At 58.7% G+C, this 16,210-nt stretch carries 14 protein-coding genes; 3 read left to right on the top strand and 11 right to left on the bottom strand.

Translation table 11 applies throughout. The annotated features are described in order from the left end of the window. The 3 genes from O6929_13475 to O6929_13465 form a co-directional block, all read left to right on the top strand. A partial coding sequence (locus O6929_13475) for a peptide-methionine (R)-S-oxide reductase (protein ID MCZ6481388.1) occupies window positions 1-264 on the top strand: 264 nt, incomplete at its 5' end. Window positions 265-326: 62 nt separating this feature from the next. Beyond that, the gene (locus tag O6929_13470; protein ID MCZ6481387.1) at window positions 327-2,057 is read left to right on the top strand and encodes a SagB/ThcOx family dehydrogenase; all 1,731 of its coding nucleotides are present in this window, start codon (window positions 327-329) and stop codon (window positions 2,055-2,057) included. A gap of 76 nt (window positions 2,058-2,133) precedes the next feature. Continuing rightward, the gene (locus O6929_13465; GenBank protein ID MCZ6481386.1) at window positions 2,134-2,619 is read left to right on the top strand and encodes a peptidylprolyl isomerase; all 486 of its coding nucleotides are present in this window, start codon (window positions 2,134-2,136) and stop codon (window positions 2,617-2,619) included. A 64-nt stretch (window positions 2,620-2,683) separates the two neighbouring features. Here O6929_13465 and O6929_13460 read toward each other — a convergent pair whose 3' ends face one another. The 11 genes from O6929_13460 to O6929_13410 all read right to left on the bottom strand — a co-directional run. Beyond that, on the bottom strand, window positions 2,684-3,235 hold the full coding sequence (locus tag O6929_13460; protein ID MCZ6481385.1) for an NUDIX hydrolase: 552 nt from the start codon (window positions 3,233-3,235) through the stop codon (window positions 2,684-2,686). Then, window positions 3,232-3,876 (bottom strand): TIGR04282 family arsenosugar biosynthesis glycosyltransferase, encoded by a 645-nt coding sequence (locus O6929_13455; protein MCZ6481384.1) that lies wholly within the window; start codon window positions 3,874-3,876, stop codon window positions 3,232-3,234. The genes O6929_13460 and O6929_13455 overlap by 4 nt, the downstream gene beginning before the upstream one ends. A 38-nt stretch (window positions 3,877-3,914) precedes the next feature. Then, entirely contained in the window at window positions 3,915-4,853 is a 939-nt protein-coding gene (locus tag O6929_13450; protein MCZ6481383.1) for a YncE family protein, read from the bottom strand. Between the two features lie 25 nt (window positions 4,854-4,878). Further along, complete coding sequence (locus tag O6929_13445) at window positions 4,879-7,542, bottom strand: sulfatase-like hydrolase/transferase (protein ID MCZ6481382.1); 2,664 nt, start codon at window positions 7,540-7,542, stop codon at window positions 4,879-4,881. Between the two features lie 54 nt (window positions 7,543-7,596). Next, window positions 7,597-9,012, bottom strand: coding sequence for an HD domain-containing protein (locus O6929_13440; GenBank protein MCZ6481381.1), 1,416 nt, complete (start codon window positions 9,010-9,012; stop codon window positions 7,597-7,599). Window positions 9,013-9,022: 10 nt separating this feature from the next. Continuing rightward, window positions 9,023-10,354, bottom strand: a complete 1,332-nt coding sequence (locus O6929_13435) for an NAD(P)/FAD-dependent oxidoreductase (GenBank protein MCZ6481380.1) — start codon at window positions 10,352-10,354, stop codon at window positions 9,023-9,025. 45 nt (window positions 10,355-10,399) lie between these two features. Further along, window positions 10,400-12,049, bottom strand: coding sequence for a PQQ-binding-like beta-propeller repeat protein (locus O6929_13430; GenBank protein MCZ6481379.1), 1,650 nt, complete (start codon window positions 12,047-12,049; stop codon window positions 10,400-10,402). Further along, entirely contained in the window at window positions 12,046-13,626 is a 1,581-nt protein-coding gene (locus tag O6929_13425; protein ID MCZ6481378.1) for a glycosyltransferase family 2 protein, read from the bottom strand. The genes O6929_13430 and O6929_13425 overlap by 4 nt, the downstream gene beginning before the upstream one ends. After that, a complete protein-coding gene (locus tag O6929_13420) occupies window positions 13,623-14,993 on the bottom strand; it encodes a glycosyltransferase family 87 protein (protein ID MCZ6481377.1) in 1,371 nt (456 codons plus the stop codon). The genes O6929_13425 and O6929_13420 overlap by 4 nt, the downstream gene beginning before the upstream one ends. Window positions 14,994-15,003: 10 nt before the next feature. Then, a complete protein-coding gene (locus tag O6929_13415; GenBank protein ID MCZ6481376.1) occupies window positions 15,004-15,525 on the bottom strand; it encodes a DoxX family membrane protein in 522 nt (173 codons plus the stop codon). A 10-nt stretch (window positions 15,526-15,535) separates the two neighbouring features. After that, on the bottom strand, window positions 15,536-16,210 hold a 675-nt coding region (locus O6929_13410; protein ID MCZ6481375.1), incomplete at its 5' end, for a radical SAM protein.

Here is a 16,210-nt window from a genome sequence, read left to right as displayed (position 1 = left end):
AGAACAGGGTGGCCAAGTTTTACTAAACCACTTGAACCTGAAAATATTGTAGAAAAAGAAGATCGAAACTTTTTTATGGTAAGGACAGAACTGAGAAGTAAACATGCTGATTCTCATGTAGGGCATTTGTTCCCTGACGGTCCCCCGCCGACAGGCCTTCGGTATTGTATAAACTCTGCTGCCCTTCGTTTCATTCCAAAAGAGGATTTAGGAAAAGAAGGGTATGGAGAATACAAAAAACTTTTTGAAGGCAAAAGGGAATGAGTTCTGATATGTCTAAAAATGGGGTCTGACCCCATTTTCTTCTTCCTGGGCGAGCTCGGAATATGACAAAGGAACATCACTCGGTCGAAGCCGTGCTGGCCTACCATCGCCGCACCAAGCATCACTTGCACCAGTACGCCGCGTCGCTGGGATATCTGGACTGGGCCACTCAGCCTGATCCCTTTCGCACCTTCGTTGGCGCGGAAAGGGTCGAACTTCCTCTTCTAGCTGACCGGCTCGACGCGGCCTATCCCGACCTTTATTTTCCCGGCGCCGTCCCTCCCATGCCGCTGGAACGGAACAGCGTGGCTATACTGTTCGAGCTGGCCCTGGGACTGTCGGCCTGGAAGCAGTACAAGGGTAGTCGCTGGGCCTTGCGTTGCAACCCGTCCAGCGGCAACCTTCACCCCACGGAAGGCTATGCAATCCTTCCGGAGATGCCGGGCCTGAATGCCGGTGTCTATCACTACGTCAGCCGGGACCACTGCCTGGAGCGGCGCTGCTTTCTGGAAGGTCGAGCGGCGCAGCAGCTCGCGGGGCCGCTCCCGCCAGCTTCCTTTCTCGTGGGCCTGTCTTCGATTCATTGGCGCGAGGCCTGGAAGTACGGCGAGCGCGCCTTTCGCTACTGCCAGCACGATGCCGGCCATGCCATCGCCACCGTGCGATATGCGGCCGCGCCGCTGGGATGGTCGGCCAGGCTGATAGCAGATGTTTCCGACACGGACATTGCCGCCATGCTGGGGCTGGCCCAGCCAGAGAGCTTCTCGGCCATTGCCGAGGAGGACCGCGAACATCCCGACGCCCTGCTGCTCATCGGCCCTTCCCATCCTCCCGGGAAAGGTGAGGAATCAGAGGGGGTTGACATTGCGAAGCTGCGGGATGTGCTCCATGCTAGTGCTTGGGCGGGCCGGGCCAACTCACTCAGCCCCGCTCATGTCCACTGGCCAGCCATTGATGCTGCCGCCGAGGCGACCTGGCAGGAGGACAAAGCCCTGGGGACACGGAGACGTGGTGACGCGGTTATGGTAGACAAGTTCACGGCGTGGCCAGCTCGCCCGCTTGTCTCTTCGCAAATCAACGCTGTTCAGCTTATCAAGCAGCGCCGCAGCTGTCTTGCTCTCGACGGCATCACCTCGATCTCGGCCGAGACATTTTATGCCATACTTGACCGGCTGCTGCCACGGCCCGGAGTGCCGCCCTGGGACGTCTGGCCTTGGCCGCCGCATCTCCATTGCGGTATCTTTGTGCACCGGGTCCAGGGTTTACCGTCAGGTCTGTACCTCTTTGAGCGAAGTCCGACGGTCCACGAGTGCCTACGGTCTGCCCTCCGTGCCGACTTCCTCTGGAAACGTCCGGAGGGCTGCCCGGAGTCCCTGCCACTGTTCAGACTGGTCGAGGGAAACTTCCGCGAGCAGGCAGAGATGGTGAGCTGCCATCAGGAGATTGCCGGCGCCGGCGCCTTCAGCCTCGGTATGATTGCCGAATTCGCCGAAAGCATCCGTGGAACAGGTGCATGGTGGTATCGAAAACTGTTTTGGGAATCCGGCCTGCTGGGTCAGGTGCTGTACCTAGAAGCAGAGGCCGCCGGTGTCCGCGGCACTGGGATCGGATGTTACTTCGACGACGCCTTTCATAACTTGCTCAGCCTGCGTGGAGATCGCTTTCAGAGCCTGTACCACTTTACCGTTGGCGGTCCGGTCGACGACCCGCGGCTGATGACGCTGTCGCCCTATTTTCACTTAGACAGCGCAAGGGTTGAAGAGGAGGGCTGGTCGCGGCGAAGGGGACCGTGAAAAATGGGGTCTGACCCCATTTTCTTCTTGAAAGTTTGTCAAAGTTATTGAGCGCTCTTGTTAAGGAGGATCATCTATGGCTACGAAGCAGTGGGGTACTCAACCTGGAATGCAGATTGATCCAAACAAGACGTATCGAGCAATGATCGAGACCAACAAGGGCAGCATTGAGGTGGAACTCTCTCCGCAACATGCACCGAAAACGGTCAACAACTTCGTTTTCCTCGCCCGCGAGGGGTTCTACGATGGCGTATCGTTTCACCGCGTGATCAGCGATTTCATGATTCAGGGGGGGGATCCTACGGGTACAGGTCGAGGTGGTCCTGGCTACACGTTTGAAGATGAAGTAGAGGGGAATCCACTGAACCACGAGGGGGGAGTGATCGCGATGGCGAACGCTGGCCCGAACACGAACGGGAGCCAGTTCTTCATTACGCTTTCGTCGCAGCCACACTTGAATGGGAAGCACACAGTGTTCGGGAAGGTAGTGAAGGGGCAAGAGGTCGTGGACGCAATTCGGCAGGGCGATCGGATGGAGCGGGTGCAGGTAAGCGAGGGCTAGATGTTCTGTGCTGGGGCGAAGGGGTCAAGTTTTTTGTGCGTTCGGGAATCCCTTTTGCGTGGAATCAACAGGTTTTCCTGCGGGCGGCGAGAAGGACGGCGATAACGGTCATGCCATCCACGATCTCGCCGGCAAGGACCATTTGCAGAACCTCGCGAAAGGGAAAGGGGCGGACCTCGATGAACTCCGTCTCGTCGCGGGGCGGCCGCTCGAGTTTGACCAACTCTTCCGCGAGGAAGAGGTGGGCCGTCTCGTCCATGACGCTCTTGCTCGTGTGGTAGGTGCTCACCGGGATCAGCCGGCCAGCCCGGTAGCCAATCTCTTCAGCGAGTTCGCGTTGGGCCGCCTCCTCGGTCGACTCCCCGGGGTGGGCTCCTCCGGTGGGCATCTCCCATGTTACCCGTTGGGCCACGTAGCGGTACTGCTGGATCAGCAGCACCGTGTCGGGATCGAGGAAGGGGAGGATACCGACACAATGGCCGCATGTGACCACGCCATAGATGGTCGTGCGTCCATCGGGCAGCTCTGCGACGTCTTCTCGGAGCGAGAGCCATTTATTGCTGTAGATGAGTTTGGTAGAGAGAGTCTTCCACGGGATCTCTGGCGGTTTCTTCATTCTGCGCGCTCCTTGAAAAATCCCCGGGTATGCCGGGCCACGTCCCCCTCCGCACTCTTGAGCGACGCCTTCAATCGCTCCAGATCGTCAGGGATGTCAACGTCGAACCAGAGTGGAAGAGTAGCCACATTCACCCCCATGGCCTCGGCCCGCCGGATGGTCTCTGGCATGACATCGGCAGTGCTCCAGGCCATTTCCTCAAACAGTTCCCGGTGAAGTTTGCGTAAGCCAATCAGGTAGTAGCCGCCATCGTCGCTCGGGCCCAGCACAAGGTCGATCGTTGGTGTCGCAATGAGATCGAGGGCCTCCTCCAAAAAATGAGTGGGGAGCGTGGGTGTGTCGCTATCGATGGCGAGTGCCGCCCGATATCCCCTTCCAAGAAGCTGATCGAAGTTGTTTGCCAGCCTGAACCCCAAATCGGCGCCTCGTTGGGGGAGCAAGACAAAGCCCGGCGCGAACTCTTCAAAGAAGGGCCTTCCTTCGTCAGGCGTGTAGGCGATGGCGGGACTCGCCTTGGTGAGCGTCCTCACCTGTTCAATCTTGTCGAGCAGGAAACAGCGGTACAACTCAGCCGCTTCTTTGGTAGAGAGGGGAGGACAGAGCCTCGTCTTCACCTCGCCTGCCCGTGGTGTCTTTGCCATGATCGATACCGCGAATTGCATCATTGCATCGTTTTGCATCAGGGGTCGCGGACTCGGATGAGGGCAACCTGATTGTCGCTCTTCAGCGAGAGGTACAGAAGCCCTTCAGAGGAGTTGAGTGTTATGTTCGAGACGTTCTGCGGGATCCGGCTCGTTCCGAGCACCTCCAATGACGCTTCATTCACAATGGAAAGGGTATTCGCTCGGTTGTTTACTATATAGACCCTCCCCGCCTTCTCATCAAGGGCGATACCGATGGGGTAGTTGCCGACGGGGAGGGTAGTAAGAAGGCCCATCGTTCGACCATCAAAAACGGTAACACTGTTGGCCTCTGTATTCAGGACGTACACGAGGCCGGTCTCCCCGTTAACACCGAGATGAGTAGGACCACGACCGACCGGGATCTCACCGAGTCGGCGACCCTTTTCCCCATCGACCACAATGACCCGATCGGTTTTCACGCTCACCACGAAGACCCGTCCCGTTACAGGATCCGCGGCGACACCCCCGGGCCCCGGTCCCACCGGGACCGTAAAGAGAACCTGTCCCGTCCGGCCATCAAAGGCCGTGAGGCTTTCCTCGCCTTCATTGCCGACAAAGACCCGATGGGATGAGGGATCGACTGCAATCCCATGGGGCCGTTGCCTGACGGCAACGCGGAAGCGCTGCTCCAAATCCCGCGTACCAAAAGCTGCCACAAATGCGCTGCCTTCGTTCGGTGCATACAGATGACCAAGCCCGGGGTCTACCGCCAGATGTCGCGCCCTCGTGGTCAGCACGATCGTCCCGACCTTCTGCCCATCCGATCGGAGGACGGTAATGGTAGCACTTCCCTCATTGGCGACAAAGACCCGCTGAGAGCCTGGGTCAAAAACCACGTCATTGGGCCACTGGCCGACATGAACCGTTGTGACGCGGGGGACCTCGCGACTCGGCAAACATCCGACAAGCGCAACAGTCATGAGAGCGGTCGCCATTTTCCAGAGGGTGTAGGTGACGGTGTCACCACATGTTCGAGAGGAGCGTCCGATAGGATTTTCCCTCCACTTTTTCGAGATATCCCAGCAATTCCCTTTCCAGCTCAGTCGCCAGCTCCGGTTCCTCTTGGAGCAGATTACTTCTCTCCATGGGGTCTTTGACTGTATTGAACAGCTGCAAAAGATCGAATTCGGCAGAGTAGACCAATTTCCATTCCCAAGTCCGGTATAGGAAGTATCGGCGCTTGAAGGACGCCCTTCCAACGATATCCCTGTGGAGATACCGGTCCTGTTCCTTTCCGAGCAGGAGAGGAACAAGGGAGATCCCCATGTGGGGATCGTTGTATGGCGGATGGACTGCGTAGCCCGCCAGCTCAGCCAAGGTGGGCGCTATATCTGCGGCGACCACCGGAACATCCACCTGCCCTCGAATGCCGTGCACCAGCAGGATCAGGGGGATGCGAATCTCCTCTTCGTACACGGTGTGGCCGTGAAGGCTTGCTCCATGTTCCCAGAACTGCTCACCATGGTCAGAGGTCAGCAAGATGACGGTTCGATCGTAAATGTCATGGCGTTTCAACCACACGACGAACCTGCGAAATGCCCTGTCCACATACGAAAGGTTGTTGTCGTAGAGGTCCCTCAGGCTGTTGCCAAAGTCTATGCCATCTGCTTTCTTCCACAGATCATTATGCACATCCATCAGGTGGAGAAAGGCAAGGAACCGTTCCCCCTTGACATGCTTCGTAATGGCATCTTGGGCCCAGCCGAACACTTCGTCGGCAGGAACCGAGTGTTGATCACTGGCGGGCCGTGATCCACGCAATTCGATGACCGGATAATCTGGGGGAAATATCGCCCGAGGTCCGAACTCCTTCACCACCATTATCTTTTGTATGCCCTCGGCTTGTGCGATCTTGAAAAAGAGATTCTTGTGCTGCAGATGTGGCCCATACATGGTAAAACGGCTTCTTCCAGCAACCAAGAAGGGAAAGGCAGCGAACGTTCCGCCTCCCTGACTATAGGCTCGGCGGAAAGCAATGGCTTCTTCGTTGGCCCACTGGTCCAAAAAAGGAGTAAGATTCCGATGATACCCGGCGGAGTGAAAGGCATCCCCGCGGAGCGCATCCACGACAATCACGATGAGATTGAAATCCTCAGGAAGGAGAGAGGGACCGGTTTTTTTTAAGGTCCAGGGGAGGGGCCAAGGTTCTTGATGGTGGTTGGGCTTTGGATCCTGCCCCAGGCGGGCCCAACTTTCTGCTCCCACGAGGTCGGACAACGCTCTCGCATAGGTCGCATCGACGATACTGAACTCGTTGGACTCTAACATGGAGGCCTTGATTTCCCGGTATTGCTCAAGCGCAGCGAACGGAAGGAACCCTACGGCAACGGTGGCAGCAATCACAACCCACCGCCTCTTTGTTTCAGTCTGGCGGACTGAGTCAGGTACGCGAAGCTCTTCAAAGATTAAGACCTGGATTCCCGCCGCGATCACGGCGGCGATCTTCAACATGGCGCCTTTTAGGTAGGAAAACACCGTGTACCAGGGATGAAAAAGATCACCGTACACCACCAGGTACCCCAATACCAGAGGTGCCAACAGCGAAGAGGCCAGCACAAGCCGCCAGGCCCATCGACCGCACCCGCGGCGGGTTAGGAGCCACGTGACCGGGAATAACAGTGCAGCTCCCATGGAGAGGGCAATCATTCCGATCAGGCTGTGTCCGCTATTTCGGGGAGCAAGGGGGGCAATTCGTTGAAAGGCGGCGTAACTCACGGCTCCTCCGCCTCCAGCCAGAAGAATGAACAGGGGCAATAGGGCGCTGTCGAGGCGGAGCGCACCGAGCTCCCACGCGATCGCATACGTCAGTGACGTCAGACATACTGCAACATAGAGTGCAGCGATGGCGAAGAATGGCAAAAAGAAAACCCAGCTTTGCAAGCGCGGGTAGACATCCAGTCTCCTCGAGAAAAACCGCACCCCGGCTAACAACACTAAGGTCCCGATCCCGAACCACACGCCGGTCACACCTGATATTACTGCCGGGAAAAGTCGACTCAGGATGGTCTCAAGGCTGGAATCGAACTGCGTGTATTGCTGCATGTGCTGCCAGGAGGGATCGACGAACACGGGGAGAGCAGCGAAGAAGAAAAGCGACGGGAGAAATACCGCACCGCCTGTGTCCCGGAACTCCAGAAGGTGATTGGGTCGTTTTGGTGCTGGTTCGCGGAGGCGCCAGACCATCAGATATGCTTGGAGGATCAGAGATGCTTGCAGCAATGTGTGTCCCCAGCCCAACAGCCCGTCCCACCGGTGGACGAGCGCGTACGCGAGCATGCCAACCGCGCACAATTCCAGACCCACGAAAGCCGTCAGGGCAAGGGGAAAGTCCTCGCGAGCGCCACGCATTGCCAAGTACTGCAGCATGGAGGTAAGCACGAGGTACGCAAGCCCAAGCCAGAGTAACTTGGTGATGTGGATCCTGATCCACTGAAAGAACGGACTTTCTCCCGGGGAGATATAGTTCGAGAGGTCGCTTTGCGTCGCGGTAAAGAAAGCGATGAGTACGAAAGCCAACAGCGCGCCGAACAACTGGAGCCAAGGGATGAGGGAGAGTAGCCCCAATGTGCGGGGGGCTGTTGGTGAGGGACGATGCCGAATAGTGATGAGAAGATCCCTGATCATTGTGGCCGCACACGGCAATTAGCACTCACGGGCGCCATGTGGGTCACCCCTGAGTCAGTCAGTGCTCACTTGGCGAACTAACAGCTCCTCCCAACGCTCTGACGGGATTTTCAGGGCCGCATCAACGACCCGCGGATCAAACTGCTTTCCCGACACCTGGCGCAGCTCCTCCAGGGCCTCGGGCACCGGGCGGGCGCGCCGGTATGGTCGGTCGTGAGTCATGGCGTCCAGTGCGTCCACGACGGCGAAGATCCGGGCCGTGAGGGGGATGTCTTCTCCGCGCAGCCCTTGTGGATAGCCGCTCCCGTCGTACCGCTCGTGGTGCGCCCCCACGACGTCGAGGGCCGGCGTGAGCACGGGCACCGTCTCGAGGATCTCCGCGCCCCACGCAGGATGCTGCTGGACGAGTCCCCGCTCCTCGGGCGTCAATGGACCAGCCTTTTCCAGCACTGCATCAGGGACGCGGATCTCACCGATATCGTGAAGCAGCGCGCCGAGCTCTAACGCCTCGCGCTGGGTTGGGGAGAGGTCGAGGTGATCTCCCAAGGCCAGCGCCGCGCCGGCCAATTGTGAAAGCGACCCGGTCTCTCTGCCTTGTGCCTGTAACACCCGGACCAGGACATCCACCACGTTCCGGTGGGAAACGTGGACGCGCTCGACCATGAGGTGGAGCACGTTGCCGAGTAGGCCGATCTCGTCTTGAGAGGTAATGCGTTCGGGCGTGGTCAAGTCTCCTTCAACGACCCGCCGGGCCATCCTCGACAGCTGTCCCACGGGGCGGGTGATTTGCCCGGCCAGGAGAACCCCAGCCACCAGGGCCAGCGTGGCGCCGGCCAGAGCATGGAGGTAGAGCTCGCGCCGAATGTCCTTCAGCCGCTCGAGGTAGACTGCGCCGGCCCGAAAGTCCACATCGAGAGCGGCCACGGTTTTTCCCGCCGCATTCCGGATCGGGGCAAATGCAGTGAACCAGGTCCCGTGCTCGTTCGTGTAGATGCCTGTAAACGCTGCGGTTCCCTCCTTCATCACCCGGTCAAGGATTGGCTGGATCTCCGGGGCCAGCAAATACTCTTTCCCGAACGGCTCCTCTCCCATACTGATGATGGCGAAGTGGGCTCGGTCCCCCTTAACGTCGTAGAGAGTGTAGACCGGATTCCTCAGCTCATTCGTTTGCTGGATATCATGCAGGTGGGACCTGATCGTTTCATAGGCCGCAGTGTCCCTGCTTCCTTCCTTCACCACTTGATCGTGCAGGTCTCCGTCCACCAGCAGGGCGCCTGTTCGGGCAACATTCAGCAGGAAGATCCCAATCGCCCTGCGTAGCACCTGCTCCTGCGACCTGTACTGAAGCAGGCCGCTCAGGAAGATGCCGACGGCAGTGACCAGAAGAAAGCTGGCCCCGAGGCGCACCCCTAGTCGTCGCCAGACCGGCAGCCGAGTCTTCACGGGTTTCCCGATGGTGCCTTCATTCATGTCAGGTCTCTTATTCTTGCTCTACCCTCAGCTCTGACACGTCCCGCTCGAAGAAGAGCTCGACCGTCCAGTCCAGAACTACCCGCACACGGGCCGCAAGGGTGGGGAGCTTTAGCATGTAGATGGTTTTCCAGATAAACCAGGCCGGAAAGCCGACGAGCTTGACCCCACTCAGATCGGCGACGGCGGTCCGCCGACTGAGAGGTACCATCTCTCCAAGTACCCGGAACCCGAAAGGTTTCTTCTTCCCGCCAGTAAGCTCTGCGACCATCACCTCGGCGAGCGCGCGTGCCTGGCGAACGGCAACCTGCGCTGTCGCCACGTAAGGAGCCCCGGTATGCTGGTCGATCTGGGCAGCATTATCCCCCAGAGCGTACACGTCACGCGTCCCCTCGACCTCGAAGAACTCGTTTACCTTCAAGCGGTCATCCCGCGCCTTGGGCAGGGGAAGGGCGGCCACCACAGGGCTCACCCGGGTTCCGGCAGTCCAAATGACACACTGGCTCGTGATGATGCGCCCATCCTTGAGGTGTAATCCTTCCTGTGATACGGCGGCAGCCCGTGTCTTCTCGTGCTCGATCCCTCGGGCAAACAATTGCTCCTGGGCATACGCCGCAAGGTTCGTCGCTGTCTGGGGAAGGACAGTGCTTCCGACCAAGACGAGGCGGACGCTTTCGGGCCGAATGGAAGGGTAGTGGGGGAGGAGAATTCCTCGTGTCAGCTCCTCCAGGGCGGCCATCAGTTCGGTCCCCGCGTGCCCGGCTCCCACCACGACGAACGTGAGGCGTTGCCGCTGGACCCATGGATCATCGGTCAAGGCGGTCGTTTCAAAGAGGTTAATCACCCGATTGCGAATGCGCATCGCATCCCCTGCCTCCTTGAAAGGCAGGGCGTGTTCTACAGCCCCGGGCGCCATGTCCACATTGGGAGTTGCGCCGAGGGCGAGCACGAGCTTGTCATAGTGTACTCGCTGGCGGACTGTGGACCGACGATGACGGACGATGACTCGATGCCGGTCGAGATCGACGGCCTCTACCGACATCTCTCCGAACTCGACACCCCATTTCCCACAGAGGGGTCGGATGGGATACAGGACGTGGCGGGTCTCGACGGCTCCGGTGGCAGCCTCGGCCAGCATGGGAGTGAATAAAAAGAAATTATGCTCGCTCACGAGGGTGATGTGGACAGGCAAGACCCCGGCGGTCTGCTTGGCTAGCGCTAGGGCGGTAGTGACACCTGCGAAGCCGCCCCCCAGGATCATGATGCGAGGGGCCAGCGACGTTGAGGGACGTGCCAGGACGCGTCCGCCGAGCGGAAGGGGAGTGGTCTGTGGCGCAGCCATCAGAGGGTCGCTTCCCTCACGCTGAGTAGGCGAACCCATAGGCGATTACCGCTGTACTTCGAATTTGCCATCGTCGATCTTCCCCCGGCAATCCTGGCCACGGTACTCGCCACGGAGCTTTGTGCCGTCGATCCTGATGGTGCCTTCGCCACTTCCCGGACATTTTTCCGACAATGGACGGAGGGCAAAGCTTCCCCCTCCCGCTTCCGCCTTTCCTTCCAGAGAGCCTCGGGAACCCCCCTCTACCCTCCAGACCCCTTGAATTTCCTCGCCTCTCTGCACGAGCACGAGGGTGATTCGTCCCATGCTGCCGGAATCGCTGTAGGTACCGTACCACGTGCCTGATAGGGGCCCTTGGGAAGATTTCCCCTTTTTTGTGTCGTGAAAGGCGTATGCGTTTCCGTCCATCGAGGCGGTATAGAGGGTCCCGTCAGCTGCGAGGGCGGCGGAAGAGATCAAGATCCCCTTCGTGGCGAACTTCCACAGAGGGGTTGACCACTCGCCTGATTCGGGGGGCCGAACCGCATGGAAGGTCCCTTTCTCATCGCCGAGATAGATCGTCCCGTCGACCGCAAGCAGGGGAGAGGTCTGAATGCCCGGCCCCAAATTGTACCGCCAAAGAATTTGTGCACCACTCGAGAAGAAGCCTCTGCTCTCGCGGATGGCATACAGGACGCCGTTCTTTCCCCCAAAATAAATGGTTTGCTCTGACCCGATGGCGGCCGAAGAGAAGATCGCAAACGTCCGGTAACCAGCCTGCGCCACCGCATCGAAGGTCCATTTCTCCTCTCCCGTCTTCGAATCAAGCGCATACAGGATCCCGTTGTTTCCAGCGATATATAGTGTTCCCTTGTCGTCGATGGCTGGGGCGTTCTCGAATCCCCCTTCGGCATCCCGCGCCCCCGAGCTGAACGTCCACCGAACCTTAACCGGCTGTCCCGCGTCCTTGGGCGGCTCGAGGGCGTAGACATTCCCATCCATTGAAGCCACATAAACGGTCCCATCGGCGTCTACCGCGGGAGAGGTGATGAGGGTCCCTTGCGTCTGAAACCGCCACTTCACCCGCGGACCGGAGGTGCCTTGGGGTGGCGTGATCCCGTAATAAGCCCAGTCGTCGGCACCGATGACGAGGGTCCCATCAGGGGTGAAGGTCGGCGAGGTCTGAATTGTGGTTCCGATGTTAAAGGACCACACCACCTCTCCCATGATCCCCTTGGGCGGTGCCCTCAGAGCGTACACGGTTCCGTCCTTGGCGCCAAAATAGACGATCCCGTCTCGGTCGACGAAAGGAGAAGAGTAAATTGCAAAGATGTCAAAACGAGTCGGGAAGGCCCAACGGATATCCCCGTTCTCAGGGTCGAGCGCATAAAGGATCCCGTTGTTCGCCCCGAAGTAGACCGTGCCGTCCGGACCGATCACCGGATCCGTCTCGATCCCCCCTTCCTTGTCCCGCTTGCCGGTCGAGAAAATCCACCTCACCCGGTTCGACGCGGGTCCGCTATGAGCGCTTCGGCCGGTGTGCTCCTTATCACCCCGGTACTTCGGCCAGGGAGAGTCGGCCAGGGCTTGGCTTGCCTGCCCGGCAACGGTGGCGGGACGGAAACCCTCTCCGAGATACAAGAGCATCCCGAGTAGACAGACGCTGAGTGCCCCGAGGGCTGTTCTCCCTACGACTCCCCAGTGCGGTCGGTTCATGCCATCGGTCTCCCTTTCGCTGAGACGACTGACGCCGTGACGGGCTGAGGCTCTGCCGGGGCTTCGCTGATGCTTTCTGGGCGTTTTGTGGCACTCCGGAGGGCCTCCCAGAGACTATACAAGGCCACAGTAGCGAATCCCATACTGTAGAGGAGAAGGAAGGGATCGACGAGCCGGGCCCGCTGGATAAATAGAGATACGCCGTAGATGCAGTATAGCGCGAGGAGGCCCTCGAGGAAGCTCAACCAAGGTATGGGGGGGCGATATCGCTTGCCCACCCAGGTGTCGGACCCTTTTTCGATGCGGAATTTCGGGGTTCGCACGAATGCTCCGTCCACGTTGAAGAAGGCCTCCAGGACAGCCTTGGTATTGTTCAGGGCGATTCCGGTCCCGAAGATCAACAGGGACGGAAAGTACCGGAGCCGTTGCTTCCAGTCGGGATACAAATGCTTTTGCGCATACAGGTACATGCTGGAAGGCCCAAATGTCGCGATCGAAAAGAAGGCTGCCGCCGCAAAGAGATGCTCCCGGAGTGAGAAGAATCCCTCAAACCAGAGCAGCAGTGGCGAGCTCATGGCCACGACCAGCATGAGAGGATGGACCATGTAGTTCGTGAGGTGGAAGATCGCTTGATACTTGGTAAACAGGGGGAGATCAGCCTTCAGAATCTGTGGAATGATTTTGATGGCGGTCTGAATCGAGCCCTTGGCCCATCGGTGCTGTTGACTTTTGACGGCGGTCATCTGCACCGGGACCTCGGCCGGACAAACGACCTGCGGCAAGAATTTCATCCGCCACCCCTTGAGCTGCGCCCGGTAGCTCAGATCCAGGTCCTCTGTCAGGGTGTCCGCTTGCCAACCCCCGGCGTCGTCGATGGCCTTTCGCCGCCAGATCCCGGCGGTGCCATTGAAGTTCATGAAGAGGCCCGACCAACAGCGGGCTGCCTGCTCCACGTAGAAGTGGCCGTCGATCCCGAAGCTCTGGGCCATGGTGAGGAGAGAGTAGTCGCGGTTGATATGTCCCCAACGGACCTGGACCAGGGCGATCGCGGGATCCTGAAAGAAGGGGAGGGTTTTCATCAGAAAATCCGGGTTGGGAATGAAGTCGGCGTCAAAAATGACAATGAACTCTCCCCGGCTGACCCCGAGTCCTTCCCTGAGCGCTCCGGCCTTGTATCCGGTCCTTTGGGTACGATGGAGGAGTGTGATATCGAAGCCGGCTCGCCGATAGTGCTCGATGAGCGGGGCGGCGATGGCCGTCGTCTCATCGGTAGAGTCGTCCAAAACCTGAATCTCGAGTAGGTCCCTCGGATAGTCCAAGAGCACCACGGCTTCGATCAATCGCTGGATGACGTATCGCTCGTTGTAGATCGGCAGTTGCACCGTGACCCATGGGAGTTGGTGGTCCGCAGCCTGCCATCCCTTCCAGACCTCTTCGTCTTGTCGCAGCATCTGCGCTTTCGCGCGGCGGTGGAGAAAGATCATGACGTAGCAATTGATCCCATAGAGGAAGAGAAAAAAGAGCGAGACAAAGTAGACGAGAAGCAAAAGCACGAGGAGGATGCTCGAAGGTATCATGGCGATTTCTCCATCATGAACGTCATGACCTCGTCGGAACGCGTTTCCGAGTAACGATGTCGGAAGGTCTCCAACCCAAGCAGCACGTAGAGGGGGAGGAACTCCAACAGCCGAATCCCGAGGGGAAGGATTCCAGTTTCCTGGACGTATTTCAGGTAAGAGAGCGTAATGGCCCCACTGAGGTACAGCCAGCCCCACGAGGGGTAGAGGCAAAGGAAGGGGAGGATCCAGATCAGGTACCACGGATGAAAACTCGTCGGCAGCAGGAGAAGGTAGGCACTCACCATCACGTATGCGCGCCAGGGAAAGTCTTGTCCTTCCCCTTTTCGTACAAGGTAGAGGGCTATCGCACCAAGAAGAGCGGTGACGCAGAGCATCGCAACGAGGCGGGGAGAGGCGGTGAGTGGAGTCAGGGCCAAAGTAAGGAAATACCGGAGACCGACGTTGAAATCCTCCCAGCGGCCGAAGTAGGCAGGAAGAAAACCCAACACCTTCCCGCCGGCGCCGTAGAAATAGGGCAGGTACCCGAGGAGGATAGTGGCCCCAAAGGCAAGCGGGAACCGCCTGTCACCCCTCTGGTACAGAGCGGGGAGCAGGGCCGCCGGATACAGTTTGATCAAAGTGGCCATGCCGAGCGTCACTCCAGCGAGGCCCGGCTTTCCGCTCATTCTCGCCAGGATGGCGAGCAGAACAAAGGGGAGCATCACCACCTCGAGATGGCCGCTTCCGGCGAGCTCAAAAAGCACCAGGGGTGACCACGCGTACAGCAGCACCCGATCCGAACGGAACCCTGTTTTTTTCAGGAGAGTCAGGATCAAAAGGATTGTACCGATGTCGAACAGCATCATGATTGCTTTCAAGGCAGTGATACTGTCGGGGAAAAGTATGGTGTTCAGTGCGAAGAACATTTGGGCGCCCGGAGGATAGATGGTGCGAGCCTCTGGTCGATTGATGTGGGGAAAGATCTGTTCATCTCGAAGCGCAGTGAGCTCTTGAGCTGAGGGGGGGTACAGATACGGGCTGATCCCGGCCATCTGGACCCGACCGTCCCAGACATAGCGGTAAATGTCGCTTGAGAGGACGACGGGGGAAACAAGCAGGGCGACCCGGAAAAGTAGGGCAATTCCTAGGATCAGGCCGAGCAGGGAAGGTCCGGACCGCTTTCTGAGGACAGCCAAGAGCGCAACCCCGTACAGGGCGAAAAGAGAAAAAGACAGAGAAGGATACGCGGCAAGCGCTCCCCGTTTTGGGTCGATCATGCCGAGATATTGCAGGAAGGGCGCTAGTCGGAAGTTTGCGAGGTAAAGGAGCGTCGATATAATCCCCACCCCGGCGAGCAAAAGGAAGGAGCGACTCCTCCAGCCCATCGACACCCCCTTAGACAAGCCAGAGGAGCAGTTTTCTGATCCCCGTTGGCTCGGCCTCGCCAGCAAGCCGGTCGTAAAGCAGCCGATCTATTCCCACGGTGCGTCCCGCCCGGGTGTGCGCAAAGACCAGCTGCGGGAAGATCAAGAGCGGCCACACCCAGTACCATTCGTTGGGCACCGAGTATGCGCCTAACATAATGTTGACCTGGAACAGGGCCCCACCAATCCCCCCAAGAACTGTAAAGCATCCCAGGAGGAGCGAGATCCCAAAGAACATCTCGGTAAAAAAGGTCATATAGCCGAAGGTGTTGAAATTGGGCAGGACGACGTCATGGAGGAAGTTCTTATAGAATTCGAACGTGGGATTCTTGATCTCTGTCCAGATAAAACCGTAGAGCCACCCGAAGCGATGCCCGTCGTTGATGACCCACGGGGCCTTTTGCAAGGCCAAATCGAGCCAGAGGATACCGAACGTCATCCGAAAGAGTGCAACGGAAATCGGGGGACCGCCCCGTATCAATCCAAACCCCATGGTGTCCTCCTTAAATGCTCCACAGGAGTCCGCATCCCCGGCAGGCATCGGGAGGGACATCGCTTTCAAAGGTTTCTCGAAACTGCTGATACAGTTCTCCGTTCCAGATGCGTGAAAAATCCTCGGTAAAGGCATTGCCTAGAAGGGCCCCGCGATAGTTCTTGGCCGAGAATGGGGCAATGCAGCAGGGCAGGACGTTGCCATTCGCGGTCACGTAGCTGAGTGTCCATGGTCGCTGGCAGCCGGACCAGGGACGACTGGCGAGCTCTGTGCCCTGGAGACTGGCCATCGGTGTCGTCAGGCCTGAGGCCTTGAACGCCATCCCGAATTCGCGGGCCAGCCCTTCCGCCTCCTCGATCAAGCGTTGTTCCCGCTCTTGCAGCGTGTGGTGCAGCGACTGCTCGGCCACGGCCATCCCCAGGTTGTTGAAGACAAGGCGCTGGACGTAGACTTCTGGGACCCCCACGCGAGCGGCCAGGCGGACAAAGGCCGGAAGCTCATCAAGATTGGCCTTCATGCCGGTAAACCAGAGGGAGACGCGGGGCGTCTGCCGCTCGAGCTTCCGTTGCTGATCCATGAGATGCGTCACGTTTTCGACGACCCGGTCGAACTGATCTACGCCACGGATCTTGTCGTACGTTTCACGGGTCGCGCCGTCCATGGAGACCCGAAATTCGTCGAGGCC

The sequence above is a fragment of the Candidatus Methylomirabilota bacterium genome, assembly GCA_027293415.1.
GTDB lineage: Bacteria > Methylomirabilota > Methylomirabilia > Methylomirabilales > CSP1-5 > CSP1-5.
Note: the sequence above shows the minus strand (reverse complement) of the source record. Positions and strands in the feature narration are given on the sequence as shown.